Source organism: Streptomyces endophytica (assembly GCF_026153355.1).
GTDB lineage: Bacteria > Actinomycetota > Actinomycetes > Streptomycetales > Streptomycetaceae > Streptomyces > Streptomyces endophytica.
On the sequence record NZ_CP110636.1, the window covers coordinates 1,171,349 to 1,197,650 of the forward strand.

The 26,302-nt window shown below is 73.9% G+C and carries 16 protein-coding genes, 3 pseudogenes and 1 riboswitch; of the genes and pseudogenes, 6 read left to right on the forward strand and 13 right to left on the reverse strand.

All coding sequences use genetic code 11. The annotated features are described in order from the left end of the window. Positions 1-248: 248 nt before the first annotated feature. From OJ254_RS05320 to OJ254_RS05345, 6 genes are all read right to left on the reverse strand, one after another. Entirely contained in the window at positions 249-1,121 is an 873-nt protein-coding gene (locus tag OJ254_RS05320) for a hypothetical protein (protein ID WP_265361452.1), read from the reverse strand. Positions 1,122-1,215: 94 nt separating this feature from the next. Beyond that, positions 1,216-1,698, reverse strand: a complete 483-nt coding sequence (locus OJ254_RS05325; RefSeq protein ID WP_265361453.1) for a hypothetical protein — start codon at positions 1,696-1,698, stop codon at positions 1,216-1,218. Then, entirely contained in the window at positions 1,695-2,351 is a 657-nt protein-coding gene (locus OJ254_RS05330) for a hypothetical protein (protein WP_265361454.1), read from the reverse strand. The genes OJ254_RS05325 and OJ254_RS05330 overlap by 4 nt, the downstream gene beginning before the upstream one ends. Positions 2,352-2,548: 197 nt before the next feature. Then, entirely contained in the window at positions 2,549-3,682 is a 1,134-nt protein-coding gene (locus OJ254_RS05335) for a VWA domain-containing protein (RefSeq protein ID WP_265365056.1), read from the reverse strand. Positions 3,683-3,771: 89 nt separating this feature from the next. After that, on the reverse strand, positions 3,772-6,708 hold the full coding sequence (locus OJ254_RS05340) for a DUF5682 family protein (RefSeq protein WP_265361455.1): 2,937 nt from the start codon (positions 6,706-6,708) through the stop codon (positions 3,772-3,774). After that, on the reverse strand, positions 6,705-7,847 hold the full coding sequence (locus OJ254_RS05345; RefSeq protein WP_265361456.1) for an ATP-binding protein: 1,143 nt from the start codon (positions 7,845-7,847) through the stop codon (positions 6,705-6,707). Before OJ254_RS05345 ends, OJ254_RS05340 begins: the two co-directional genes overlap by 4 nt. Before the next feature lie 171 nt (positions 7,848-8,018). Here OJ254_RS05345 and OJ254_RS05350 point away from each other — a divergent pair. Then, positions 8,019-9,402 (forward strand): annotated as a pseudogene (locus OJ254_RS05350) (SWIM zinc finger family protein). A 72-nt stretch (positions 9,403-9,474) separates the two neighbouring features. Further along, a complete protein-coding gene (locus OJ254_RS05355) occupies positions 9,475-11,271 on the forward strand; it encodes a DUF5691 domain-containing protein (RefSeq protein ID WP_265361457.1) in 1,797 nt (598 codons plus the stop codon). A 23-nt stretch (positions 11,272-11,294) separates the two neighbouring features. Here OJ254_RS05355 and OJ254_RS05360 read toward each other — a convergent pair whose 3' ends face one another. After that, positions 11,295-11,753 carry a cobalamin B12-binding domain-containing protein gene (locus tag OJ254_RS05360; protein WP_261956117.1) on the reverse strand — a complete coding sequence of 153 codons (459 nt, stop codon included), beginning with the start codon at positions 11,751-11,753 and terminating at the stop codon, positions 11,295-11,297. A gap of 369 nt (positions 11,754-12,122) precedes the next feature. Between OJ254_RS05360 and OJ254_RS05365 the strand changes: the two genes are divergently transcribed. Both OJ254_RS05365 and OJ254_RS05370 read left to right on the forward strand, forming a co-directional pair. Continuing rightward, positions 12,123-12,923 (forward strand): esterase/lipase family protein, encoded by an 801-nt coding sequence (locus OJ254_RS05365; protein WP_265361458.1) that lies wholly within the window; start codon positions 12,123-12,125, stop codon positions 12,921-12,923. A 191-nt stretch (positions 12,924-13,114) separates the two neighbouring features. After that, the gene (locus OJ254_RS05370; RefSeq protein WP_265361459.1) at positions 13,115-14,848 is read left to right on the forward strand and encodes a M23 family metallopeptidase; all 1,734 of its coding nucleotides are present in this window, start codon (positions 13,115-13,117) and stop codon (positions 14,846-14,848) included. A 54-nt stretch (positions 14,849-14,902) separates the two neighbouring features. Here the strand turns inward: OJ254_RS05370 and pcrA are convergent. Continuing rightward, positions 14,903-17,403 (reverse strand): annotated as a pseudogene (gene pcrA / locus OJ254_RS05375) (DNA helicase PcrA). A 242-nt stretch (positions 17,404-17,645) separates the two neighbouring features. Beyond that, positions 17,646-17,815: riboswitch (cyclic di-AMP (ydaO/yuaA leader) on the forward strand. A 7-nt stretch (positions 17,816-17,822) separates the two neighbouring features. On the opposite strand from pcrA, the pseudogene OJ254_RS05380 reads away from it, so the two are divergent. Further along, positions 17,823-18,964 (forward strand): annotated as a pseudogene (locus tag OJ254_RS05380) (C40 family peptidase). A gap of 170 nt (positions 18,965-19,134) precedes the next feature. Here OJ254_RS05380 and OJ254_RS05385 read toward each other — a convergent pair. After that, positions 19,135-19,488, reverse strand: coding sequence for a hypothetical protein (locus OJ254_RS05385; protein ID WP_265361460.1), 354 nt, complete (start codon positions 19,486-19,488; stop codon positions 19,135-19,137). Between the two features lie 319 nt (positions 19,489-19,807). Between OJ254_RS05385 and OJ254_RS05390 the strand changes: the two genes are divergently transcribed. Beyond that, positions 19,808-20,956 (forward strand): C40 family peptidase, encoded by a 1,149-nt coding sequence (locus OJ254_RS05390; protein WP_265361461.1) that lies wholly within the window; start codon positions 19,808-19,810, stop codon positions 20,954-20,956. 66 nt (positions 20,957-21,022) lie between these two features. Here OJ254_RS05390 and OJ254_RS05395 read toward each other — a convergent pair whose 3' ends face one another. From OJ254_RS05395 to OJ254_RS05410, 4 genes are all read right to left on the reverse strand, one after another. Then, a complete protein-coding gene (locus OJ254_RS05395; protein WP_265361462.1) occupies positions 21,023-22,147 on the reverse strand; it encodes an alpha/beta hydrolase in 1,125 nt (374 codons plus the stop codon). Between the two features lie 191 nt (positions 22,148-22,338). Beyond that, a complete protein-coding gene (locus OJ254_RS05400) occupies positions 22,339-23,052 on the reverse strand; it encodes a LuxR C-terminal-related transcriptional regulator (RefSeq protein ID WP_265361463.1) in 714 nt (237 codons plus the stop codon). A gap of 59 nt (positions 23,053-23,111) precedes the next feature. Further along, a complete protein-coding gene (locus tag OJ254_RS05405; RefSeq protein WP_265361464.1) occupies positions 23,112-24,407 on the reverse strand; it encodes an ATP-binding protein in 1,296 nt (431 codons plus the stop codon). An 87-nt stretch (positions 24,408-24,494) separates the two neighbouring features. Beyond that, on the reverse strand, positions 24,495-26,258 hold the full coding sequence (locus OJ254_RS05410) for a serine/threonine-protein kinase (protein WP_423835834.1): 1,764 nt from the start codon (positions 26,256-26,258) through the stop codon (positions 24,495-24,497). Positions 26,259-26,302 lie beyond the last annotated feature (44 nt).

Below are 26,302 nucleotides of genomic sequence, written 5' to 3' on the forward strand. Positions count from 1 at the left end.
GCGCGAGGCGAGACCGGTGTCCGGCTGGCCGCGACTTCGTCGCACTCGCGCCTCTCCTCCCCCTTTTCTCGTTTTTCTCGATTTCACGGTGTGCTCACCCGCCGGTCCCGGCGTGTGTGCCAAAACTTCCCGGCCCCGAACACACCGAGGCCGGGCGGCCCTCCCCCACAGAGGACCGCCCGGCTGTTCGGGGGTTCCGGTGCCCGGCCGCCGCCGCGGCCGGAACCGGTGAGATCGGCCTACTGGCCTCAGACGCCCTGGACCGGGAGGGCCGGCAGGACCGGCAGCGCCGGGATGCCGGCGGCGTCGGTCAGGTCACCGGGCACGGCCGGCACGGCCTGCGCCGGGGCCGCACCCCGCACGCCGGTGACGGCCTGGGTGACGGTGGCCTTGCCGTCGGTCACGACGACGTCGACCACCGGGCGGGCGGTGGCGAGCGCGGCCTGGGCCTGCTTCGTCAGCTGCTCGGGGCGGGTGCCGGCACCGGCCAGGCCGGCCAGCAGGTTGTCGGCGGAACCGGGTGCCTTGGGCAGCGCCGGGGTCGAGGGCAGCGTGGGCAGACCGCCGGGCAGCTCCGCGGCGGGCACGCCCGGGGTGCCGGGCAGCGACGGGACGCCGGGCAGCGCGCCGTCCGCGAGGCGGCCGGCCGCACCGAGGTCCGCGACGCCGGCGGTCTTCTTGACGGCCTTCAGGGCCTTCTTCGTCTGCTTGGCCTTCGTGGCCGTCTTGGTCGCCGTGACCTTCGTGGCCTTCGTGGCCTTCGTGGCCGCCTTGGCCTTCGTGGCGTGCTTCGCGTCGGCGGTGCCGGTCAGCGTGCCGGTGGGCAGGCCCTGGGTGGAGGCACCGCCGCCGAGGACGCCGGTGGCCTTGCCCGCCACGTCGCCCACGGTCTTCTGCGCGGTGCTGGTGGCGGTGCCGGTGGCGGTGCCCGCGGCCTTGGTCGCCGTACCGGTCAGCGCGCCGGTGGGCAGCTGCTGGGTGGCACCGGTCACCGTGCCGGTGGCGGGCAGTTCCGGGGTGCCGACGGGCAGTTCGGCCGCGTTGGCGGCGACCGAGCCCAGGGCCCACAGGCCGGTCGCGGCAGCGGCGACGACGACGGCGCGACGGATGTTCGTACGCATGGAAGTGAAGTCCTTTGAATTCAGCAGGGTGTGAAGGGCAGACCTGTCCCGCCCCCGCGCGGCAGGTCCAGTCGGAGACGCGGAGCGGTCTGCCCTAGCCCGGGAATTCGAGGATTTCTTCGGCCCGGCGACGCGTCGGGGCGCCGTCGGCCGTACGGGCGCCACCGGGCAGCAGCCGGAAGCGCGGTGCGTCCGCCGGTGCGGCGGCGTGCTGGTCCCCGCCACGGGGACCGTGCTGGTCGCCGGCGGAGTGCGGCGCGGGCACCGTCGGGACCTGCGGGAGCTGCTGCTCCGGCAGACCGGGCCGGTCCGCGTCGCGCTGACCGGACACGGCGGACGGCAGCTGCGGGGCGCCCTGCGGGGCCTCCCCCTGGACGCAGTGCGCCGGCGGGACGACGGCGCAGCCGCCGGCCGGAGCGGCGGTGCGCGCACCGGCCGGGCGGTCGCCGCCGCTCACGCCACCGTCGTGCGGCGAGCCGCCGCCGTGGCCGGATCGGCCCGGGCGCTCGACGGACGGCAACTGCACGGGCAGCGCACCGCCGAACGCGTCACCGATCTCCCCCACGGCGCCGGTCACCGGGCGGGTGACCGTGCCGGCGAGGAGCCCGGCCTGCTCGGCGGCGGGCCGTACGGCGTCGGTGAGTTCGGCGGTGGTGGTGTCCGCGTGCTCGGTGATCCGGGCGCCGGCCGCGGCGCCCTCCTGCTCGACGGCGGTGCCGGAGCCGGCCGAGCGGTGCGCCCAGGATGCGTGGTGCGCGCGCTCGGCCGACCCGTACCGGGTGGCGGCCCGGTACGGGTGGCCCGGTCCGCGGTCGACCGGTCCGTGCTGGTCCGGTCTGCGGCGGTCCGGTCCGCGGCGGTCCGGTCCGTGTCGCCCGCGCTCCGGTCCGTGGCGGTCCGGTCCGCGGTGGTGCGGTCCGCGGTAGTCCGGTCCGCGGTAGTCCGGTCCGCGGTGGTGCGGTCCGCGGTGGTGCGGCGCGCGGTGGTGCGGTCCGCGGTAGTGCGGCGCGCGGTAGTCCGGTCCGCGGTGGTGCGGTCCGCGGTAGTCCGGTCCGCGGTGGTGCGGTGCGCGGTGGTGCGGTCACCGGCGGCCGGGGCCTGCGCCGGGGACGTGGCCCCGGACGGCGCCGGCGAGCCCACCCGGTCCTCGGCATGGGCGCCGGGACCGAGGGCGAAGCCGAGAACGGCGAAGCCCACCAGGAAGAGCCCCGCCAGCAGCGCGCGCCGCACGGCCACCGTGCGCGACAGGCGCACAGGTCCGGGCGGAGCGAACGCAGCAGACAAGGAGGGGCCTTCCCATACGGGTGCCGACAGACGGGGACACCCGGGCACAATGCCTCGGCGTCACACACATCGCGGGCGATCGAGCGATGTCCTGATCCTTGCACGAATGGCCAGGTGCCCTGCAACTCCTGCCGGCGCGCCTGTCACCGATGCTCCGTCATGTCCGGTATGGGAAGCGGGCGTTTTTCCAGTGCGGCCGCCATCACGTCCGGGAACCGATCAGGCGTACAGGCGAACGCCGGGGCGCCCAGGGCCGCGAGGGCCGCGGCGTGCTCCCGGTCGTAGGCCGGCGCGCCCTCGTCGGACAGTGCGAGCAGCGTCACGAACTGCACCCCGGACGCCTTCATCGCGGCGACCCGCTTCAGCATCTCGTCCCGGATGCCGCCCTCGTAGAGGTCGCTGATGAGCACGACGACGGTCTCGGCGGGGCGGGTGATGCGGGACTGACAGTAGGCGAGCGCGCGGTTGATGTCCGTACCGCCGCCGAGCTGGGTGCCGAAGAGGACGTCGACCGGGTCGTCCAGCTGGTCCGTCAGGTCGACCACCGCGGTGTCGAAGACGACCAGCCGGGTGTCCAGCGTCCGCATCGAGGCCAGCACCGCCCCGAACACCGAGGCGTAGACGACCGAGGCGGCCATCGAGCCGGATTGGTCGATGCAGAGCACCACGTCCTTCTTCACGGACTGCGCGGCCCGGCCGTAGCCGATCAGCCGCTCGGGGACGACCGTGCGGTACTCGGGGAGGTAGTTCTTGAGGTTGGCGCGGATCGTGCGGTCCCAGTCGATGTCGCGGTGGCGCGGGCGGGCGATCCGGGCGGAGCGGTCCAGCGCGCCGGTGAGCGTGGCGCGGGTGCGGGTCGCGAGCTTCCGCTCCAGCTGCTCGACGACCTTGCGGACCACGGCCCGTGCGGTCTCCCTGGTCGTCTCCGGCATGACCTTGTTGAGCGAGAGCAGGGTGCCCACCAGATGGACGTCCGCCTCGACCGCCTCCAGCATCTCCGGCTCCAGGAGGAGCGCGGAGAGCCCCAGCCGGTCGATGGCGTCCCGCTGCATCACCTGCACCACGGAGGACGGGAAGTACGTCCGGATGTCGCCGAGCCAGCGGGCCACGCCGGGCGCCGAGGCGCCGAGGCCGGCCGTGCGCCGGCTGCCGTCCGCGGCCCGGCCGCCGGATTCCTTCGCACGGCCGTAGAGCGAGGCCAGCGCCCCGTCCATCGCGGCATCCCGCCCGCGCAGCTCATGTCCCGTACCGTCCGCCCCGCCGCCCCCGAGCACCAGCCGCCAGCGGCGGAGCCGTTCGGCTCCGGGGGTGGGGGCAGGGGCGGGGGCTGCTGTCGTTCCGGCCTGGGGGCCGGGAAGCCGGCTGGTCAACTCATCGCTCCTGTCGGGTCGTTGACGGCGTTGCGCGTGTCGGGCCGCTCCTCGTCGAAGCCGTGTTGCCCGATGCCGAGCAGCAGGCGGAGGGTGGGGAGTACGGCCGCGGCGCGGTCGCGGTCCAGGCCGGGACCGAAGCCGGGTGCGGCCGCGGTCGCGGTGTCGGCGGCGGGCCCGGCGGGGCCGGTGGTAGCTGCCGTGGGGCCGCGGCGGATCAGTTCGCCGAGAGTGCGCCGCACCCCGGACTCGTACTCCGCGAACGTCCGGCGCAGCAGCGGGAGGACGTCCGTGAACGCGGTGTCCGGGACGCCGGTCAGCCAGCGGTCGATCAGGGCGAGCAGCCGTTCGTCGTGGACCAGCAGCATGCCGCCGTCCCCGCCGGACCCGCTGCCCAGGAACCCTTCGATCCAGCCGGCGGCGTCGGTGGGCGGGGTGCCGGGCGAAAGGGCGAGCCCCATCAGCCGTTCGGCCCCGTCGACGCCCAACTGCCCGTCGTCCAGCAGGAGTCGGGCCGCCCGCCCGCGGAGCAGCCCGGGAACCGCCTCCCGGCCGCTGACCGCCCGCAACACCTTGGCCCAGCGGGCCCGCAGGCCGGCATCCGCCCCGCTCGGGGGCTCCGAACTCGGCCGCGGCTCCGGCGCGGACCTCGGCTCAGGCGCGGAGCTCGACTCAGATGCGGGGCTCGACTCAGATGCGGGGCTCCGCTCAGGTGCAGGGCTCCGCTCAGGCGCGAACCTCGGCCCGGACGTGGCGTGCGGCTGGGATGTGGGGTGCGAACCGGACGTGGCGTGCGGCTGGGATGTGGGGTGCGAACCGGACGTGGCGTGCGGCTCGGACGTGGAGTGCGAACCGGACGTGGCGTGCGGCTCGGACGTGGAGTGCGAACCGGACGTGGGGTGCGGCCCGGACGTGGAGTGCGACCCGGACGTGGCGTGCCGCTGGGCGAGCAGGGCGACGGCGCGGTGCGTGGCGTCGAGGTGGGCGCGCATCTCCGCGGCGCCGTCGGCGTCCAGGCCGAGGCAGGCCGGTGGCAGCCCGACGAACACCCGCTCGGCCAGGCCGAGGGCGACCTCTCGGAGCGCCCCGGCGTCCGTGCCGCGCACATCGCCGTAACGCACCGACCGGACGAGGGCGGGCAGCGCCTGGGCGAGGTGGCCCACGTCCGCGTCGAGCGCCGCGCGGTCCGACAGCGCCCGCATCACCACGGGCAGGGCGTCCGGGAGCCCGGCGAGCAGACAGCGCTCGGCGAGCGCGGTCACCTCGGCGAGGGCGGACGCCTCGGATGCCTCGGAGGCGGCCTTGGCGGTGGCCGCGGTGAGCACGGTCGTGCCCCAGATGCCGGCCTCGGCGACCCGTACGGCCAGCTCCGGTTCCCAGCGCAGCCGCCAGGTCTCCCGGAAGGTGCCGGTGCTGCCCCGGGAGCGGACCGGCTCGCCCCAGGGGATGCCGAGCAACCGCAGCCGGTGCAGCAGCCGGCTGCGGCCGCCGTCGGTCTCCTTGCGCAGGTCCAGCTCCAGCTCCCGTTCCAGCGCCTCCGGTTTGAGCCGCAGGGTCCGCTGGCTGCGGGCCAGGTCCCGCTGGAGGGGGACCGCCGGGGCGTCCTCCGGGACCTCGCCCAGCACCTCGCCGACCACCAGCCGGTCGTGGATCAGCGCGGAGGGCGCGTCGGAGCCGTCGCCCATCACGGCCCGGACCGCGTCGTCGAGTTCGGTCAGCCCGGCCAGCGGCCGGCCGCGCACCGCGGCCAGCCCCTCCGCGAGCCGCACCGCCTCGATGACGTGCGCGGACGAGACCGCGTAGTCCTCCTCGCGGAGCAGCCCGGCGACCTTGGTCAGCCAGCGTTCGACGGGGCGGTCGGGGGCGCTGAAGAGGTGGCCGTACCAGCCGGGCGAGGCGATGCCGGCGCCGTAGCCGCTGCGCCGGGCCAGCCGCCGGTGCGTCCAGGGCACCCAGGTCACCGCGGCCTTCACCTTGGGCAGGCCCTTGAGCAGCCGGCGGTCGGCGGTCACGGTGGTGCGGCGGCGCAGCGCCGGGACGTGCCAGGCCCCGCACACCACGGCGACGGCATCACCGAACTCCCGCCGGGCGGCACGCAGTTGGAGCCGCATATGGGCCTCGCGGACCGGGTCGCGGTCATGGCCGCCGTCGCCGTACGTCTCGCGCAGCGCGCCCATCGCCTCGGCCAGCGCCGCGAACGGCGCCAGCGCGTCCACGTCGGGGCCTCCCGAGCGGGCGGCACCGGTCCCGGCGCGGTGCTCGACGACGTCCTCCCACCAGCGCTCGGGGTCGTCGTACCCGGCGGCCTCGGCGAGCACCCGGATCGGATCGACCCGCACGCCGTCCTCGTCGCGGTCCGTCTCTCCCGGGTGGGTCTGCTCCTGTCCCCGGATTCGCCCGGCGACCTCCTCCCCCACTCGGCCGCGCTCTCCGCCCCGCTCGCCTCCGCCGAGCCGTGCGTCTCCTCCGTCCCGCTCGCCTCTGCCGATCCGTGCGTCTCCTCCGCCCCGCTCGCCTTCGCCGAGCCGTTCGCCAGCTCCGTCCCGTTCGCCCTGGTCACTCGTCCCGTCCGCCTCGTCCGTCATGGCGAGGGTGTGCGCCGCGGGCAGGTCGATGAACCGGACCGGGACGCCGTGTTCCAGTGCCCAGCGCATCGCGACCCACTCCGGGGAGAACTCGGCCAGCGGCCAGAACGCCGCACGGCCGGGGTCGTCCTGCACATGGGCGAGCAGGGCGACCGGTGGCCGCATGCCGTCCTGCGCGGCCAGCGGCACCAGGTCGTCGGCCTCCGGCGGGCCCTCGATCAGCACCGCGGCGGGCTCGCACTGCTCCAGGGCGGCCCGCACCGCACGCGCCGATCCGGGACCGTGGTGCCGTACCCCCAGCAGGAACGGGCCGCCGCCCGGCGGGGCTCCCGTGTCGTGCGTGCTCATGCGCTCACCTCACGGCAGGCGCGGTAGAAGTCCTTCCAGCCGTCGCGCTCGCGCACGACCGTTTCGAGGTACTCCTGCCAGACGACCCGGTCGGCGGCCGGATCGCGGACCACCGCGCCCAGGATGCCCGCGGCCACGTCGCCGGCACGCAGCACGCCGTCGCCGAAGTGGGTGGCGAGCGCCAGGCCGTTGGTCACCACCGAGATGGCCTCGGCCGTGGAGAGCGTGCCGGACGGGGACTTGAGCTTGGTCCGGCCGTCGGTGGTGAGGCCGTCGCGCAGCTCTCGGAAGACCGTGACGACCCGGCGGATCTCCTCCAGGCCCTCCGGCGCCGGCGGCAGCTCCAGCGAGCGCCCTATCTGGCCGACCCGCCGCGAGACGATGTCCACCTCGTCCTCCGGCGTCGCGGGCAGCGGCAGGACGACGGTGTTGAAGCGACGCCGCAGCGCGCTGGAGAGTTCGTTGACCCCGCGGTCGCGGTCGTTGGCCGTGGCGATCAGGTTGAAGCCGCGGACGGCCTGCACCTCCTGGCCCAGCTCGGGGATGGGCAGGGTCTTCTCCGACAGGACCGTGATGAGCGTGTCCTGGACGTCGGCGGGGATCCGGGTGAGCTCCTCCACCCGCGCCGTCATGCCCTGCGCCATCGCGCGCATCACCGGGCTGGGCACCAGCGCCTCCCGGCTGGGGCCGTGGGCGAGCAACTGGGCGTAGTTCCAGCCGTAGCGGATCGCCTCTTCCGGGGTGCCGGCGGTGCCCTGCACCAGCAGGGTGGAGTCACCGCTGACCGCCGCGGCCAGATGCTCCGACACCCAGGTCTTGGCGGTGCCGGGCACACCGAGCAGGAGCAGTGCGCGGTCGGTCGCGAGGGTCGTCACGGCGACCTCGACGATCCGGCGCGGGCCGACGTATTTGGGTGTGATGACCGTGCCGTCGGCGAGCGTGCCGCCGAGCAGGTACGTGGCGACCGCCCACGGCGAGAGCCGCCAGCGCGCCGGCCGCGGCCGGTCGTCGGCCGCGGCGAGGGCCTTGAGTTCGCCGGCGAAACTGTCCTCGGCGTGCGGGCGCAGCGCCTGGCCCTCCGCGGCCCCCTCCGCCGTCGTCTGCGTGCCGTCCGTCGTGTCGTTGATGAGCTCGGACATGGGTCCCCCTCGTCGCACATATCCGCGGCCGACGCCCGGGAAAAATCCCTTCGGCCGCTTGCTGGATCCAGCCTGCACCACGCCACTGACAACGCCCCGAAAACCCGCTCTGACCTGCAAGTTCACCGCGCGCGAGGGGCGTTGTCAGTGGGCCGTCGTAGCGTCGGGGACATGAATCCGCAGGGGGAACGCTGGACGACGGATCAGGTGCTGGCACTGGCGCCTGACGAGGCATCACGCAGGGCGGGCGGCAAGCTCGCGGCGCCCGGCCCGTGGTCGGAGACCGGCACGGACGGCAGCGCGGTGTGGGGGCTGTGCAAGGGCAGCGGGAAGAAGCCGTATCAGGCGGTCGTGGACTTCAAGGGGCCGGCCTTCAGGTGCAGTTGCCCGAGCTTCAAGTTCCCGTGCAAGCACGCATTGGGGCTGCTGCTGCTCTGGGCGGGGGACGAGGGCGCGGTGGCGGCCGGCGAGCCGCCGCAGTGGGCCGGCGAATGGCTGGCCGCGCGCCGGGAGCGCGCGGAGCGGTCGGCGGCCGGTCCGTCCGGCGCCTCCGCCTCGCGCGCGCCGGCCGATCCGGAGGCCGCCCGGCGCCGGTCGGAGCGCCGGATGCAGCGGATCGGCGCGGGCGCCACGGAGCTGGAACAGCGGCTGGCGGATCTGCTGCAGTCCGGCCTGGCCACGGCCGGCCGGGAGGGTGGCGGCGCACCGGGCGACGGCGGCGGGGACGCTCGTGGGACGAGACGGCCGCGCGGATGGTCGACGCCCAGGCGCCCGGCCTCGCCTCCCGGGTGCGGGAGTTGAGCTCGGTGGTGGCGTCCGGTGCCGACTGGCCGGCCCGCCTGCTGGAGGAGTGCGCCTTGCTGCACCTCCTCGATCAGGGCTTCCTCGGTATCGACCGGCTGCCGGCCCCGCTGGCGGCCACGGTCCGCGCCCGGGTCGGGCTGACCACGGACGCCGCGACCCTGCTGACCGGCCCCGATGCGGTGCCGGTCCGGGACCGCTGGCTGGTGCTGGCCCAGCAGGACGGCGACGACGGCAGGCTGACCACCCGCCGGATCTTCCTGCGCGGCGAGCGCACCGGCCGGATGGCGCTGCACCTGTCCTTCGCCGGCACCAACCGCCCGCTGGAGCCGGCGCTGCCGCCCGGTCTGGTCATCGATGCGGACCTCGCCTACTACCCCGGTGCCCGTCCGCTGCGCGCCACCCTGGGCGAGCGGTACGCCCCGGCCACCCGGGCCCGGTCCCGCCGGGCTGCGGTATCGACGCCGCCCTGGCCGCGTACGGCGATGCGCTGCGCGACGACCCCTGGCTGGACGCCTGGCCGGTGGTGCTCGCCGATGTCACCCCGATACCGGGCCGCGACGGCCGGGGCTGGCAACTGGCCGACGCGGACGGGGAGTCGGCGCTGCCGCTGGACCCGCGCTGCCTGGGCGGTACGGGCGTCTGGCAGCTGGCCGCCCTATCGGGCGGCGCGCCGATCACGGTCTTCGGCGAGTGCGGCCACCGCGGCTTCCTGCCGCTGACCGCCTGGGACCCGTCCCCGGTGTCCCTGTGACCCCGATTCCCGGCCGCGCCGGAGCGCGCGCTCCCGAGGATCCCTTCCACCACCGATGCCTGGAGGACGGGCATGACGACCACCACCAGCCCTGAGACGAACCCGACACCCCCGGCGACCGCCCCGGCCCCCTGGCCCGATCTGGTGAGCGCGGCGCTCCTGGGCACCGAGCGGCGGCTGCCGCCGGTGACCGTACGGCCCGGGCAGAGTGCCGCGGCGGCCCTGCTGGACGCGGCCGCGGTGAGCACGGTGCGGCGGCGGGCCGCGCTGCGCCCCGCCCCGGCCGGTGAGCGGCCGGCCCCGGCACCGGACGACCCGCGGCCGCCGCTGCCGCCCGCGGCGCGCCGCCGGCTCGCCCTGCTGCTCGCCGACCGCGGCGACACGGGAGGCGGCGGCCGCCGCGGCGCGTCCCCCGACCTGACCGAGCTGCTGCCCCAGTGGCTGGCCGCCGCCGGCGCGTACGGCTACCGCGCCCCGGAGGCCCTGCTGCCCGCGCTGCTCGACACCGCCCGGGCCCGTACGGACCTGCGGCCGGCCGCGCTGGCGCTGGCCGGACCGCGGGCGCTGTGGCTGGCGCGGCTCAACGACGCCTGGAAGTTCGCGCTCCGCGGGACCGGCGGCGCGGCCGTCCTGCCCGAGGGCGAGGCACCCGAGGAGATCGCACGGCGGTGGGAGGAGGGGCTGTTCGCGGAGCGAGTGGCCCTGTTGACGGCGGTGCGCCGCCGCGATCCGGAGGCGGGCCGGGACCTGCTGGGGACGACCTGGTCCACGGAGCGCGCCGAGGACCGGCTGATGTTCCTCGACTCGCTGCGCGACGGGCTCACGGCGGGCGACGAGCCGTTCCTGGAGCAGGCGCTGTCCGATCGCAGCCGCACGGTCCGGGCCACCGCCGCCGAGCTGCTCTCCGCGCTGCCCGGTTCGGCCCTCGCGGCCCGGATGGCGCGGCGGGCGCAGGTCTGCGTGGGCCTGGATCCCGCGGCGGGCCCGGAGGCGGTGATCCGGGTCGAGCCGCCCCGGGAGTGCGACGCGGGGATGCAGCGGGACGGCGTGGTGTCCAAGCCGCCCTCCGGGCGGGGCGAACGGTCCTGGTGGCTGGGCCAGTTGGTGGAGGCGACGCCGCTCGGCGGATGGGAGGCGTGGTTCGGCGGCCGCGCTCCGGAGGAGATCGTCGCGCTCCCGGTGGCGGACAACTGGCGGACCGAGCTGCACGACGCCTGGTGCCGGGCCGCCGTGCGCCAGCGGGACGCGGCCTGGGCGCGGGCCCTGCTGGGCGTGCCCGGCGCGCCGTCCCGGACCGACGAGGTCGCACCGGCCGGCTCCTCACGGGACCTGACGAAACTGCTGACCGTGCTCCCGGACGGCGAACGGGCCGGCTGGGTGGCGGAGTTCATCGCCGCGCACGGCCTGTCGGACGCGTTCCGGATGCTCGGGGTGTGCGCGGTCCCCTGGGCCGAGCCGCTGGGCCGGTCCGTCGTCGACGCCCTGGACATCGCCCGGGACGCCGGCAGCTATCCGTGGAGCTTCAGCGGGGTGATGGGCCTGGCCGAGCGCTGTCTGGACCCGGCGGCGGCGGACCGGCTCGCGATGCTCACCGCGGTCACGGACGAGCCCGAGGGCGCCTCGCCCGGCTCCGGCGGCTACTGGTCCGAGGCGTTCCAGCGACTGGTCGGCACGCTCCGGCTGCGCGCCACGATGCGCGCCGAACTCCTCCCGCCGCCGGACGCCGGGACCACCGGCGGCAGCGGCCCGACCGCCGGCGCCGCCGCCGCTGCTACTGCCCGCGCTGTCGCCGGTGCCGACACGGCTGCCGGTGCCGACACGGCCGCCGGTGCCGCTACCGCCGCCCCGGGCGACGGGTCCGCGCCATGATCGCGCTCGTCGCCCCCGGGGCCTCAGACCGCCAGCGAGCGCACGTTCGCGTTGACCCACTCCACGATCGAGGCGGTGGTCGCGCCGGGCGTGAAGATCTCGGCGACGCCCTGGGCCTTCAGCGGGGGAATGTCGGCCTCGGGGATGATGCCGCCGCCGAAGACCTTGATGTCCGCCGCGTCGCGCTCCGCCAGCAGCGCGATGACCTTCGCGAAGAGGGTGTTGTGCGCGCCGGAGAGGATGGACAGCCCGATCGCGTCGGCGTCCTCCTGGATCGCGGTGTCGACGATCTGCTCCGGGGTCTGGTGCAGCCCGGTGTAGATGACCTCCATACCGGCGTCGCGCAGCGCCCGGGCGATGACCTTGGCGCCCCGGTCGTGCCCGTCCAGCCCCGGCTTGGCCACCACGACACGGATCGGCCCCGACCGGCCCGCCGCGCCAGGGGTCCCCGCCTGCGCTCCGTCCTGCCGAGCCACACTCATCACTGCCTCCAAGCCCTGCACGGCACGGTGGTGCCGCCAAGCCGACAATCGGGCGCGCGACCGCGATCCGGCGGCCACGACGTGAACGAACGTTATCGCCAGCATCCAGTATCCAGCCGTTTCGTGACATCCGGCGAGGGGGAAATCACACCTGGGACACGTTCGCTACGCGCCGCGTTCCGTGCGTCGTACCGCCAGGGCCGGGCGGAGTGCGCGCGGGCCGGGCGCTCGGGGAGCCGCAGCCGGGCCGCCGCACCATCGATCGTCACGCGTATCGGGGCGAGTGCGCCCGTGCGCCGCCGCTCATGGCTTCCCACGAGGGCATCGGGGGTCAGCGCCGCCTGCCGCATGCCGTTCGGGAGGTCGGTCATGCAGACCCTGCCCTGTCTTCGCAGCACCCTCGTGGACCTCGCGGTCCTCGCCGGGCATCTGCTCCTCTATCCCACCGGCATGTCCCGGGAACGCCCCGTGCCGGGGCCGTCCCGCTCGACGGAGGGCACCGTTCCGCTCCTCCCGACCGAGGGCCGGGCGCATCCGCCCGTCCTGCTGCTGCACGGTTTCATCGACAACCGCTCCGTCTTCGTGCTGCTGCGGCGTTCGCTGCGGCGCCACGGCTGGTGCCATGTCGAGGCGCTCAACTACTCCCCGCTGACCTGCGACCTGCGGAAGGCGGCGGAGCTGCTGGGCCGGCATGTGGCGGACGTCTGCGCGCGGACCGGCCACCGCCGGGTGGACATCGTCGGGCACAGCCTGGGCGGCCTGATCGCCCGCTACTACGTCCAGCGGCTCGGCGGTGACGCCCGGGTCCGCAGGGTCGTCACCCTCGGCACCCCGCACGCCGGCACCCGCATCGCCCCTTTGATGTCGGCGCACCCGATCGTCCGCCAGATGCGCCCCGATTCCGAGGTGATAGCGGAGTTGTCGCTGCCGGCGCCGAATTGCCGCACGCAATTCGTCGCTTTCTGGAGCGAGGCGGATCAGGTGATGATTCCAGCCACCGCGGCCAGAATCGATCACCCGGATTTGCTCGCCCACAACGTTCATGTCGCCGGTGTCGGACATCTCGCCCTCCCGGTGAACGGCACCGTCGCGGCCGGCATACGCGAGGCACTGGCCGCGGCGGTCCCGGCGGCCGGAGAGGGGACCAGCGGAGTCATATCCGTGGCCTGAGGCCGCTCCGCACCGTGACGGGCGATCGAACAGACATCGAACGGGGCGCCAAGAACTCGCATGGGCTCTGCCGAAAGGCGGCCAAATGCCCGGTCTCGGCGAGCCCAAAACCTGTGGAAGATTGTCGCCGTCGTGTACCGCCGGGTACAGTCGCCGCTAATTCTCCTGCTGCCGAGGCGAAAGAGAAGTTGGTGAACGACCGTCACCCATCGGAGGCCACGCTTCCGACCGGCTCCGCTTCCGACGCCTCGTATGCGCCCTATCCGGCCTACGAGTCCTACGGGCAGCAGCATTCCCCGGCAGGTGGCGCCGAATATGGCGACGGCGACCCCCTCTTCGGCTCGCTCCCCGGCGCGTACGACACCGGTGCCCACGCCACGGGCGGTTACGACACCGGCGGCTATCCCGGCGGCACGTACGACACCGGCGCCTACGACATGAGCACGTACGGCACGGGCAGCTACGGCACCGGCGACTACGGCACGGGGACCTACCCGGCGGCGGGCGACGGCTACGCCACCGGTGGGTACGAAACCGGCGGCTACCCCACGGCGCAGTGGGACAGCGGCGCCTACGACCCGTACGCGCACACCTCGTACGAGACCCCGGCGCAGGACCCGAGCGGCTACGACACCCACGGCGCCACGGTCTACGGCGTCGGCGGGTACGACACCGGCAGCTACCCCACCACCGGCTACGACACCGGCAGTTACCCCGCCGGCGCGTACGACGCGTACGGGACGACCGGTGGCTACGAGACGGTGGGTGCGCACGAGGCGTACGGGACGACGGTCGGCTATGACGCCCTCGGGCAGCAGGCCGCCGCGGTCGAGGAGTCCGCGGCCTTCGAGATGGCAGCCTTCGAGACCGCGACCTTCGACGCCGTCGGCGTCGACGCGAGGAACACGGACCAGCTCGACACCGCGAGCTACGAAGCCACCGCGATCTGGTCCACCACCGACCAGCCGCTGATGTCCGGCATCCCCGCCCAGCCCGGCCCGCCCCCGGCCGACTCCGTCGCCTGGGACGACCGCGACGACACCGGCGGCCTCACCGATGACGCCCACGACGGCGACGCCGCCGCCGTGGCCGAGGCCCCGACCCAGGCGATGCCGGTGACCTCCCCGGCCCCCGCGCCCGCTTCCCGGCGGGTCGCCGGACCCGCCGCCGGGAAGCCGGTCCGCGGCCGCGGCCGGCGCCGCCCGGCGAAGCGTTCGGCGCTGCTGACCGTCGCCGTGCCGTCGGTCGCCGCCATGGGCGTCTGCGGGGTCGCCGCCGCATCCGTCGCCGGTCTCGGCGGCAACGACAAGGACGACACCACCACCCAGGCCAGCGCGCCCGACCCGGGCGGCGTCCAGCGGACCGCGGCCAACAAGAAGCTCGACACCCAGCTCGCCGGACTCAGCGCCGGCGCCGACGACTTCCGCGACCGGGCCAGCCGCACTCAGGAACGGCTCGACCTCAAGGAACGCCAGGCGCAGGAGCGCAAGCGGAAGGCGGAGGAGGCCGCCCGCAAGGAGGCGATGCGGCCGAAGTTCGTCCTGCCGGTGACCCAGCACGGGCTCAGCGCGCTCTTCGGCCAGGCCGGCGTGAACTGGATGTCCGTGCACACCGGCATCGACTTCCCGGTCAGCTACGGCACCCCGGTCATGTCCGCCACCGACGGCACCATCCGCACCCAGTGGAACTCCGCCTACGGCAACATGGCGATCGTGACCGCGCCGGACGGCACGGAGACCTGGTACTGCCATCTGAGCAGCACCAAGATCCGGTCGGGTTCGGTCAAGGCCGGTGAGCAGATCGCCTATTCGGGCAACTCCGGCAACTCCACCGGCCCGCATCTGCACTTCGAGGTGCGTCCCGGAGGCGGCGCGGCGGTCGACCCGATCCCGTGGCTGCGCAGCCACGGCCTCAACCCGAACTGACCCCCGCCGTACCGTTCCTGCGGCGCCGGCCACCGGCCGGCGCCCAGGGCTTCGTCAGAGCTTCTCCACCGGGGCGTACCGCAGCAGCAGCCGCTTGGGCTTCTCGCCGCCGAAGTCGATCGTCGCCTCGGCGTTGTCCCCGCTGCCCTTGACGGCGACGACCGTGCCCAGCCCGAAGCTGTCGTGGGTGACGCGGTCGCCGATGGCCAGCGAGACCACCTGGCGGTCACCGGTCCGGCGGGTGGCGAACCCGCTCGGTCCCTTGGCGCGGGACGAGGACAGCGAGGAGCCGATGCCCCCGCCGAAGCCGCCACCGCTGCCGCCCCGGGACGAGAGCCCGCCCATCGACGCGGACGGCGTCGCCGGGCCGGTCCGCTTCCAGTCGACGTAGTCGTCCGGGATCTCCTCCAGGAACCGCGACGGCGGGTTGTACGAGGGCTGGCCCCAGGCACTGCGCATCGTCGAGCGGGTGACGTACAGCCGCTCGCGGGCGCGGGTGATGCCGACGTACGCCAGCCGGCGCTCCTCCTCCAGCTCCTTGGTCTGGCCCAGCGCGCGCATGTGCGGGAAGACGCCGTCCTCCATGCCGGTCAGGAAGACGACGGGGAATTCCAGGCCCTTGGCGGTGTGCAGCGTCATGAGGGTGACCACGCCGCTGCCTTCCTCGTCCTCGTCGGGGATCTGGTCGGAGTCGGCGACCAGCGCGACCTGTTCGAGGAAGTCGGAGAGGGTGCCGCCCGGGGCGGCCGCCCCTGGTGCCGCGGCCTCCTCACCGCGGTCCTGCTCGAATTCCAGGGCGACCGCGGCGAGTTCCTGGAGGTTCTCGATCCGGGTCTCGTCCTGCGGGTCGGTGGACGCCTGGAGTTCGGCGAGGTAGCCCGTGCGCTCCAGGACGGCCTCCAGGATCGTGGCGGGCCCGGCACCGGACTCGACGATCGTCCGCAGCTCCTCCATGAGGACGTTGAAGCGCTTGACGGCGTTGGCGGAGCGGGCCGCCATGCCGTACGCCTCGTCGACCCGGCGCAGGGCCTGCGGGAAGGTGATCTTCTCGCGGAGCGACAGGGCGTCGATCATCGCCTCGGCGCGCTCGCCGATGCCGCGCTTGGGGACGTTCAGGATGCGGCGCAGCGGGACGCTGTCCTCGGGGTTGGCGAGCACGCGCAGGTACGCGAGGATGTCGCGGACCTCCTTGCGCTCGTAGAAGCGCACGCCGCCGACGACCTTGTAGGGCAGCCCGACCCGGATGAGGATCTCCTCGAAGACGCGGGACTGGGCGTTGGTGCGGTAGAAGACGGCGACGTCGCCGGCCTTGGCGTCGCCGGCGTCGGCCAGCCGGTCGATCTCGTCGGCGACGAACTGCGCCTCGTCGTGCTCGGTGTCGGCGACATAGCCGTTGATCTTGGGGCCGGCGCCGGCGTCGGTCCAGAGGTTCTTGGGGCGGCGGTTCTCGTTGCGCTCGATGACCGCGTTGGCGGCCGAGAGGATCGTCTGCGAGGAGCGGTAGTTCTGCTCCAGCAGGATCGTGGTCGCGTCCGGGTAGTCCTCCTCGAACTGGAGGATGTTGCGGATCGTGGCGCCGCGGAAGGCGTAGATCGACTGGTCGGCGTCACCGACGACGCACAGCTCGGCGGCGGGGATGTCGGCGGTGCCGGTCCCCACGAGCTCGCGGACGAGGGTGTACTGGGCGTGGTTGGTGTCCTGGTACTCGTCGACGAGGACGTGCCGGAAGCGGCGGCGGTAGTGCTCGGCGACGTCCGGGAAGGCCTGGAGGAGGTTGACCGTGGTCATGATGATGTCGTCGAAGTCCAGGGCGTTGGCCTCGCGCAGCCGCGCCTGGTACATCGCGTACGCCTCGGCCAGGGTCTTCTCGAAGCCGTCGGCGGCCGTCCCGGCGAAGGTCTCCTCGTCGATGAGCTCGTTCTTGAGGTTGGAGATCTTCGCGCTGAAGGACTTGGGCGGGAAGCGCTTGGGGTCGAGGTCCAGATCGCGGCAGACCAGGGACATCAGGCGCTTGGAGTCGGCGGCGTCGTAGATCGAGAACGAGGACGTGAAGCCCAGCTTCTTGGACTCGCGGCGCAGGATCCGCACGCAGGCGCTGTGGAAGGTGGAGACCCACATGGCGTTGGCGCGAGGGCCGACCAGCTGCTCGACGCGCTCCTTCATCTCGCCGGCGGCCTTGTTCGTGAAGGTGATCGCGAGTATCTGGCCGGGGTGGACGTGCCGCTCGGCGAGGAGGTGCGCGATGCGGTGGGTGAGCACCCGGGTCTTGCCGGAGCCGGCGCCGGCGACGATCAGCAGCGGTCCGCCGGTGTGCACCACGGCGGCCTTCTGCTGGTCGTTGAGCCCCTCAAGCAGCGCGGCGGGGTCGATGGCCGGGCGGGCGGCGCCGTCGCGGTAGTACGCGTCCCTGGGCACGGGCGCGTCGAACCGCCCGCCGAACAGGTCGGCGGGGATCTCCTCGGGGACCGGCCCGTGCTCGTCCTCGGGGGCGGCGGGGGCTCCTCGTCCTTGTGGCCGAGGTCCGCCAGGAAGCTGTCGTCAAAGAGGCTGCTCATCGCCCACCGAGTCTAGGCCGCCGCACCGACAGCGTGCCGGGGACTGTGGACAAGTGGCCGGACAGTGACAAAGCGGAACGCTATCTCTCAGGTCACGAAAAGGTTTCGGGCATATCGAACATCAGCCTTCACAGGAGCCACACGAGTTGGCTAACGTCCTCGCTCAGGCAGCCCGCCTCCCCGCGGACGACAGTGTTCGCACGGGCCGCCCACGCCGAGTCCGGCCCTGCCCGCAACGTGTCCCTCCGGTCACGCCAGGGTCACCCGGAGCCGGGGACCCACCAGCACCACCGGGGTGAATCGATCCGTCCGACCGACGCCAGCGGACGTACGGACCGTAGGGCACGGCCTTCCGTCAGTGACACCGCCCGAACCCGACAGCTAACCCGGTAGGCGGTCCACGGAAGGAGTTGCCGGCCTTGGCGTCCCATCGCAAGCCGCGCACCAGCGTTCTCACCTCGCCCGGAAGCCGTCGTACGGCGGCCGGGCTCACCACCGCCGCACTCGCCTCGGTCACCCTGCTCTCGCAGACCGCCGACGCCGCCCCCGGGCCCCCAAGCCCAGCATCGAAGAGGTCAAGCAGAAGGTCGACGGCCTCTACCGGCAGGCCGAGGTGGCGACCCAGAAGTACAACGCCGCCAAGGAGCGCGCCGATCACCAGCGCGAGACCGTGGACGGGCTGCTCAATGCCGCGGCCAAGCGGGCGGAGAAGATGAACGCGTCCCGGCGGGAGCTCGGAACGTTCGCCTCGGCGCAGTACCGCACCGGCGGCATGAACCCCACCGCGCAGCTGATGCTCGCCAAGGACCCGCAGCAGTTCTTCGACCGCAGCCACCTGATGGAGCGGCTGACCGGGCGGCAGCAGCAGGCCGTCACCGACTACCAGCAGCAGGCCGCGGCCGCCGCCCGGCAGCGGGCCGAGGCGAGCCGCAGCCTGGATCAGCTGCAGAGCTCGCAGGCCGCCCTGAAGGAGTCCAAGCGCTCCGTGCAGCAGAAGCTGGCCGAGGCCCGGCAGCTGCTGTCCCGGCTGACCGCCCAGGAGAAGGCGCGGCTGGCCGAACTGGAGCGTCAGAAGGAGGCGGCGGCCAAGCGCCGGGCCGCGGAGGAGGCGCGCAAGCAGCAGGAGCGCGAGCGGCAGCAGCAGCAGGACGGCGGCTCGACCGGCGGCCAGACCGGTGGGGACACCGGCGGCTCCACCGGGGGCTCGCAGTCCACCAAGGCCGAGAAGGCCCTCGCGTTCGCCCGCGCCCAGATCGGCAAGCCGTACGTCTGGGGCGCCACCGGGCCCTCGTCCTACGACTGCTCGGGGCTGACCCAGGCGGCGTGGAAGGCGGCCGGGGTCGATCTGCCGCGCACCACCTGGGAACAGGTCAAGGTCGGCCAGCGGGTGGCGACCAAGGACCTGCAACCCGGTGACCTGGTCTTCTTCTTCGACGACATCAGCCACGTCGGCATGTACATAGGCGGCGGCAAGATGATCCACGCCCCGCACCCGGGCGCCAACGTCCGGGAGGAGTCGATCTACTACATGCCGATCTACGGGAGCGTCCGCCTGGGCTGACGCCCGGCCCCGCTCCCCCTCTGGCCACCCCCCACGGCTACCCCCCACACGCCACCGCGCGGCCCTCGCCTCCGGAATTACGGAGCGCGACGGCCGCGCGGTGTGCTGCTGTGGGTGCGTCGTTGCCAGGTCCCGGGCACTACGGGGCCCGGGTCCGGCGGCCGGCGTTCTCAGGTCCAGAGGACGGCGATGAAGATGTTGGCCATCGTGAGACCGCCGACCGCGCCGAACAGCGCCTTGTCGATCTGCTCCTCGTCCCGCTTCACGTAGACCAGCGCCAGGATCACCACCAGGACGGCCATCTTGATGCCGATCTTGATGGTGTTGACCGGGTGGTCCTGCGCCTGGTTGAGGCCGACCAGCACGATGCCGGTGACCAGCATCGTCAGCGCGCCGTGCAGCATGGCCGGAACGAACCGGGCGGTGCCCGCACCCATCGCCTTCATCTGCGTCAGGAAGCCGCCCAGCAGGGAGGCGATGCCGATGATGTGCAGGCCGACGAAGATATTGATGACTACGTCCATGGGGCCGGATCGTATCCGCCGCATAGCACGCCCTTTCCGGCAGGGCGTCCACATTCGCCGCTTCGGTCAGCGCGGAGCGGCCCCGGCGACCGGGCGATGGCGCTCCGGTCAGCCGCGTTCCGGCAGCGGTCGAAACCGAACAATGCCGCGCAAGCGAGCCCACCCCCGTGACGCCCGGGCTTAGCGTCCTCCTCCAGGCGGCCGACTCCCCGCCGCGCCGGACCCCGCACCGGCGTTCCGTCGGCCGCCCCGCCGAGAGGTACGGCGGCGGCCCCCGTCTCACGGGCCGCCGCCGGGCCCACGGCCCGAAGGGAAGGAAGTGACGGCCACCGTGGCCTCGCACCGCAAGCCCAGGCAGCATCCGCTCGCCTCGCTCACCGGCGGCTCGCGCACCGCGCGCACCGCCCGCACGGCCGCCACGCTGGCCCTCGCCGGCGCCGCCACCGCCACCGCCTTCGACGGCACCGGCCAGGCGGCGAACCTGTCCACCCCCGCCCAGGTCAAGGGCCGGGTCTACGCGCTGTACCAGGAGGCAGAGGTGGCCACACAGAAGTACGACGGCGCGAAGGAAGCCGCCGAGAGCGCACGCGAGGAGCTGAGCAGGCTGCAGGACGAGGCGGCCCGCAGGACCCAGAAGCTGAACACCGCGCGGGCCGGGCTGGGCGCCCTGGCCGCCTCCCAGTACCGCTCCGGCGGCATGGACCCGACCGTACGGCTGCTGCTGTCCGCCGATCCGCAGCGCTATCTGGACGGCGCCGCGGTGCTGGAGCGGACGGGCAGCCACCAGGCGACCGCGGTGGCCGGGTACACCCGCCGGCTCGGCAGCGTGCGGCAGGTCCGGCAGCGGGCCGAGGAGACCGCGGAACGGCTGACCCGGAACGAGTCCACGCTGAAGAAGCACCGGGTCACCGTCGTGCGGAAACTGGACGCCGCCGAGCAGCTGCTGGCCCGGCTGACGGCGGAGCAGCGGGGCCGGATGGCCGGACGGGACGGCTCACGGGCCGGGACGGCGGGCGGCCGGGCGGACCGCGGGGACGGCGGGCGCGACGGCGGTCTGCTCGGCGGGATCCCCACCGGCTCGGCGGCCGCGGCCACCGCCTCGGCGCAGCAGGCGCCCAACGCGCGGGCCGCCCGGGCGGTTTCGTTCGCCTACGCCGCGCTCGGCAAGCCGTACGTCTGGGGCGCGACCGGGCCCGCCGCGTACGACTGCTCGGGGCTGACCCAGGCGGCGTGGCGGTCGGGCGGGGTCTCCCTCCCGCGCACGACCTACACCCAGATCAACGCCGGTCCGCGCATCGACCGTTCCCAACTGGCCCCCGGTGACCTGGTGTTCTTCTACACCGCCATCAGCCACGTGGGGCTCTACATCGGCGACGGGAAGATGATCCACGCGCCGCACCCGGGCGCGCCGGTGCGGATCGCGCCGATCGACCAGATGCCCTTCGCGGGCGCCACGCGACCGGCGTAGGGGCCGCGCGGCCGGCGCGGGGGATCCGGTCCGCCGCGCCCGGTCCGCCGCGCCCGTGTCCGCGGCTCAGGCCCGCAGCTGCATGCCCAGCCAGCGGAAGATCTCCGGGACCTGGTTGCGCCACACCACCGTGGTGTGGCCACCGGCGTTCGCCGCGATCTGGTGCACGGTGACCGTCGTCGGGCGCTTCGCGAGCTGCTGGAGGCCGATGCCCGCCTGGTAGCCGTCGCCGGCCGCGCCCGACACGTACAGGGCGGTGCGCGGCGGACGGCCGGCCGCATTGGCGGCCTTCAGGATGTGCAGCGGGTTGGACTGGACGCGCAGCACGGGGTCCTTGCCGGCGAGCGAGTCGGGCTCCAGCGCCGGGTCGTTGTAGCCGGACATGGCGACGGCGGCGCGGTAGCGGTCCGGGTGGGCCAGGGCCAGCTTGGCGGCGCAGTGGGCGCCGGCCGAGTAGCCGGCCAGGGCCCAGGAGTGCGGCTGGTCGCCGGCCCGGAAGTTGTCGACGATCATCTGGCGGACGTCGACGGTCAGCCAGCTGTCCGCGTTGACCTTGCCGGTGATGTTGACGCAGCCGGTGTCGGCTCCGGTGAGGAGGGTGGTGCGCGGCGCCACCAGGATGGCGGGCTTGATCTCGCCGCGCTGCATCTTCGGGCCGAGCTGCTCGGCGACGTGCAGCGCGCCGAACCAGGCCTTCGCCGACCCGGGGTAGCCGGGCAGCAGCTCGACGACGGGGAACTTCCTGTTCCTGAAGGCCGGGTCGTTGTACTGCGGCGGCAGCCAGACGTACACCTCGCCGACCACGCCCGAGATGCGGCCCTTGAGGTTGGTCATCTGGACGCCGGGGCCCACCTTCGGGTCGTCGGCCGGCCGGAACTGCTGGATCTGCCTGGGCTGGTTCTTGATCTGCCGGCCGCCCATGCCGTCCGGTCCGAGGTCCTTCGCGACCGCGACGTGACTGTCGGTGCCGAGCAGGTCACCCCAGGTGTCGTAGAGGTTGTTCGCGTTGTTGACCAGCACGAACACCACGGTGATGGCGGTGACCTGGGCGAACAGCAGCATCAGCAGCCGGGCGAGGCCGCGCAGCATCGGCGGGCCGGCTATCCGGCTCCAGATGGCGAGCGGCAGCACGACGGCGATGACCAGCAGCACGATCGAGGTGAGGAAGAAGGGCGTGCCCGTCAGGCTCATCGGGAACTCGCTTCCAGGACGCATGACGCGAAGGACGTGGGGTGGGGTGGTTCGGGCCCCGCCTTCGGCAGTGAGCCTCTCCGCGCCCTTAGAGGCGATCCGGGTGGTCCTGGTTGCCCGTCTTTGGTCCTTCTTTACACCTTCCTCTGTGCCCCCTGTTGTCCGTGTGGCGCCGCCCGGGGCGACGCGGGTCAGACCAGGCGGCGGGCCGCGGCCCAGCGGGTCAGCTCGTGACGGTTGGACAGCTGGAGCTTGCGCAGCACCGCCGAGACGTGCGACTCGACCGTCTTCACGGAGATGAACAGCTGCTTGGCGACCTCCTTGTACGCATAGCCGCGGGCGATCATCCGGAGCACCTCGCGCTCGCGCTGGGTGAGGCGGTCCAGGTCCTCGTCGATCGGCGGGGCGTCCGTCGAGGCGAAGGCGTCCAGGACGAAGCCGGCCAGCCGCGGGGAGAAGACCGCATCGCCGTCGGCCACCCGGAAGATCGCGTTGATCAGGTCCGTGCCGGTGATCGTCTTGGTGACGTAGCCGCGGGCGCCGCCACGGATGACGCCGATGACGTCCTCGGCCGCGTCGGAGACGGACAGGGCGAGGAAGCGGACCGGGCGCTCGGGGTCGGCCATCATCGCGGCGCTGCGGCGCAGCACCTCGGCGCCGCCGCCCCCGGGGAGATGGACGTCCAGGAGGACGACCTCGGGGCGGGTGGCGGTGATGACCGTGATCGCCTGGTCGACGTCGGCGGCCTCGCCGACCACCTCGACGCGGGTCCGCTCGGTCACGCCGATCTCGGCCTGGACGCCCGTACGGAACATCCGGTGGTCGTCGACCAGCACCACCCGTACGGTGCGGTCGCCGTCCTCCGCGCCCCCGTTGCCGTCCTGCTGTGCGCCCTCGCTGCTCATGTCTTCCGTCCGTCCCTCGGTGTCTGCCCGGTCATCATCCCGTGTCCCGCGCGGCCCGGTCATGTCTCGGCCTCCTGCGCGGTGCGCTCCATCTCCAGCTCGACGACCGTGCCGCCCTCGGGGGCGGAGCGCAGCCGGGCGGTGCCGCCGTGGCGCTCCATGCGGCCGATGATCGACTCGCGGACGCCCATCCGGTCGGCGGGGACGGCGTCCAGGTCGAATCCGGGGCCCCGGTCGCGCACCGAGACGAAGACCGACGAGCCCTCCACCTCGGCGAACACCTGGACCGCGCCGCCCTCGCCGCCGTATTTGGCGGCGTTGACCATCGCCTCGCGCGCGGCCTGCATCTGGGCGCCCAGCGCCTCGTCCAGCGGGCAGTCGCCGACGACCACGACCTCGATCGGGACGCCGTGGTGGTCCTCCACCTCGGCGGCGGCCTTGCGCACCGCCTCCGCGAGCGTGGCCGGCTCCTCGTCCTCGTCCTTGCCGCGGCCCTCGGGCTTGTAGAGCCAGGCGCGCAGCTCGCGTTCCTGGGCCCGGGCCAGCCGCGCCACCTCGCGGGGGTCGTCGGCGTTGCGCTGGATCAGGGTGAGGGTGTGCAGCACGGAGTCGTGGACGTGGGCGGCGACCTCGGCACGCTCCTGGGCGCGGATCCGCATCAGCCGCTCCTCGGAGAGGTCCTGGGCCATCCGCACCAGATACGGGCCGGCCAGCAGGGCGATGCCGACGACGACGGCGAGCGCGGCCTGCAACACCGAGCCGAGGTGCTGCACCGAGCCCTGCAGCACCACGATGCCGGTCACGCCGACGCAGACCAGCAGCACCCCGGCCGCGCCGCGCAGCACCGGCAGCAGCCCCTTGCGGCGGCCGAGCTCCAGCCACTGGGCGCGCCGGGAGTTGTCCGCCTGACGCCACACCAGGGCGACGCCGGCGCCGATCAGCAGGACCGGCCAGAGATAGCCGTCGGCCTGGCCGAGCTGGAAGCGGGAGGCGACGACGGCCGCGCCGATCAGCAGGGCGATCAGCGCGAAGACCTGCCCCCGCTCGGGCCGGCGGGCCAGCCGCCGCCGGCCGTCGCCGGGGGCGGGCTGCCGGTGCTCCACGCCCCCGACGCCCAGCGGGACGAAGAACCAGAACGCGGCGTACAGCAGGGCGCCCATGCCGTCGGCCATGAAGAGGGCCACGAAGACGATCCGCACCCAGGAGACCGGCAGGCCGAGGTGCCCGGCGAGTCCGCGCGCGACGCCGCCCAGCAGCCGCCCGTCGGCGCTGCGGTAGAGCTTGCGCACGGGTGGCTCGTCGGGGTCCGGCGCCGGGGCGTAGGTCGTCTCGGCGCGGGGTGGTGCGGTGGTCATGTCCCCGATCGTCACACGCGCCGGGCGGCCGGGGCATCAGGGTCGACCCTGAACCGGCCCTGACGTTCCCCTGAGCCGGTCGGGGTCTCAGCTCTTGGGGGCGATCTTGCGGAAGCCGTCCTTCACGTCCGAGAAGACCTTCTCGAACTTCGTCCAGTTCGCCGCGGGGGCGGCGACGTAGATCGCGTACTCCTTGTCGCCCTCGCGGCCGAAGCCCAGGTCGATCCCGCGGTAGGTGCGGGCCCGGCCGCCGAACGTGAACTCCCAGATGGCCGCGGGATCGCCCTGGAACACCGTGTCCTGCATGCGCAGCCGGGTGTACACCGGGTACAGCTTCCGGAAGTCGGACTCGACGTCCTTGAAGTGCTGCACCTGGTCGGCCGAGGAGAAGTCCAGGACGCTGACGGTGATCTGGGCGAGCTCGGCGTCGGAGGCGTAGACGATCTGCCGGCCGCCGTCCTTGACCTGGCGCCGCCATCCGTCGGGCACCGGGAAGGTCACGCCCACCCCGGACTCGACGGCCTTGTGGTAGCCGGCCGGGAGGGGCGGCGGCGGTCCGATGCTGCTGCTCGGCACACCCGGCAGCACGGGCACGCCCTTGTCGCTCGTCGCCTTGTCGCCCGTCGCCTTGTTGGCCGAGGCGGGATCCTCATGCTGCGTCAGGTACCAGGCCGCTCCCGCGCCGCCGCCGACGACCAGCGCCCCGGCGACACTCAGGGCCACGCCCCGGCCGCCCCGCCGCTTACGGGACGCGGCGGCGCCGGCCGGTACGCCCTTACGGCCGCCGAGGCCGCCGTCGGGGAGGGCCACCCGGCCCGTGACGCCGCCGTCGACGGCCAGGCCCGTGCCGGTGCCGGTGGTTGCTCCTGTGCGGGCCGGAGCGGCCGGTACGCCGCCCGTGTGCGGCACCGCGCGGGTCGTCGCCTCCGAGTGCTCGTCCGGTCTGATCGGTTCCTCGCCGGCCGACCCGGGGGCCAGCGGCGGCCAGCCGAGCAGCGCGGTCTCCGCGTCGCTCTCGGCGGCCCGCAGCGCCTGTTCGACGACGTCGACGGTGGGCCGGTCCTCCGGTTCCTTGGCGAGCAGCGCCTCGACGAGCGGGGTGAGCGGCCCGGCGTTGCGCGGCGGTTCGAGCGGGTCCATGGCGATCGCGTAGGCCGTCTCGACCGCGGTGTTCTTACGGAACGGGGGCCGTCCCTCGACGGCCTGATAGAGCGTCGCGCCCAGTGCCCACAGATCGGAGGCGGGGCCCGGGGTGCCGCCCTTGACGCGCTCCGGCGCCAAGTAGTCGATGGAGCCCACCAGCTCGCCGGTCTTGGTGAGGGTGGACGTGCCGGAGGCGACCGCGATGCCGAAGTCGGTGAGCACGACCCGGCCGTCCTCGCCGAGCAGCACGTTGCCGGGCTTGACGTCGCGGTGCAGCACACCGGCGGAGTGCGCGGCCCGCAGTGCCGCGATCATGCCGCGGCCGATCCGGGCGGCCTCGCGCGGGGTGACCGAACCACCGGTCCGCGTGGCCTCTTTGATGGCGTCTCCGAGCGTCGTGGAGGGGACGTACTCCATGACGATGCAGGGCAGCCCGGCGTCGTCCACGACGTCGTGGACGCCCACGACGTTGGGGTGGTTGATGCGCGCCGCGGCCTGCGCCTCACGGGTGGTGCGTTCATGGCGGGTCGCCAGTTCGTCCGCCTCAAGCTGCGGCGACACGTGCAGGCGCTTGACGGCGACCTGACGCCCGAGGAGTTCGTCCCGGGCCCGCCAGACGGTGCCCATCCCGCCCTGGCCTATCCGTTCAACCAGGCGATATCGCCCGGCGACCAGTCGCCCCTCGTCCACCGACGCCGCCTCCGTCACCGCACGCCCCTCCGGAAACCCGTACGTATCCGAGGCGCAACGAT

What these genes read in the sequence shown, in the direction of transcription:
- OJ254_RS05320 (WP_265361452.1), bottom strand. Translation starts at nt 1,121, where the DNA reads ATGCGTACGAACATCCGTCGCGCCGTCGTCGTCGCCGCTGCCGCGACC.
- OJ254_RS05340 (WP_265361455.1), bottom strand. Translation starts at nt 6,708, where the DNA reads ATGAGCACGCACGACACGGGAGCCCCGCCGGGCGGCGGCCCGTTCCTG.
- OJ254_RS05360 (WP_261956117.1), bottom strand. Translation starts at nt 11,753, where the DNA reads ATGAGTGTGGCTCGGCAGGACGGAGCGCAGGCGGGGACCCCTGGCGCG.
- OJ254_RS05345 (WP_265361456.1), bottom strand. Translation starts at nt 7,847, where the DNA reads ATGTCCGAGCTCATCAACGACACGACGGACGGCACGCAGACGACGGCG.
- OJ254_RS05355 (WP_265361457.1), top strand. Translation starts at nt 9,475, where the DNA reads ATGACGACCACCACCAGCCCTGAGACGAACCCGACACCCCCGGCGACC.
- OJ254_RS05405 (WP_265361464.1), bottom strand. Translation starts at nt 24,407, where the DNA reads ATGACCACCGCACCACCCCGCGCCGAGACGACCTACGCCCCGGCGCCG.
- OJ254_RS05365 (WP_265361458.1), top strand. Translation starts at nt 12,123, where the DNA reads ATGCAGACCCTGCCCTGTCTTCGCAGCACCCTCGTGGACCTCGCGGTC.
- OJ254_RS05385 (WP_265361460.1), bottom strand. Translation starts at nt 19,488, where the DNA reads ATGGACGTAGTCATCAATATCTTCGTCGGCCTGCACATCATCGGCATC.
- OJ254_RS05395 (WP_265361462.1), bottom strand. Translation starts at nt 22,147, where the DNA reads ATGAGCCTGACGGGCACGCCCTTCTTCCTCACCTCGATCGTGCTGCTG.
- OJ254_RS05400 (WP_265361463.1), bottom strand. Translation starts at nt 23,052, where the DNA reads ATGAGCAGCGAGGGCGCACAGCAGGACGGCAACGGGGGCGCGGAGGAC.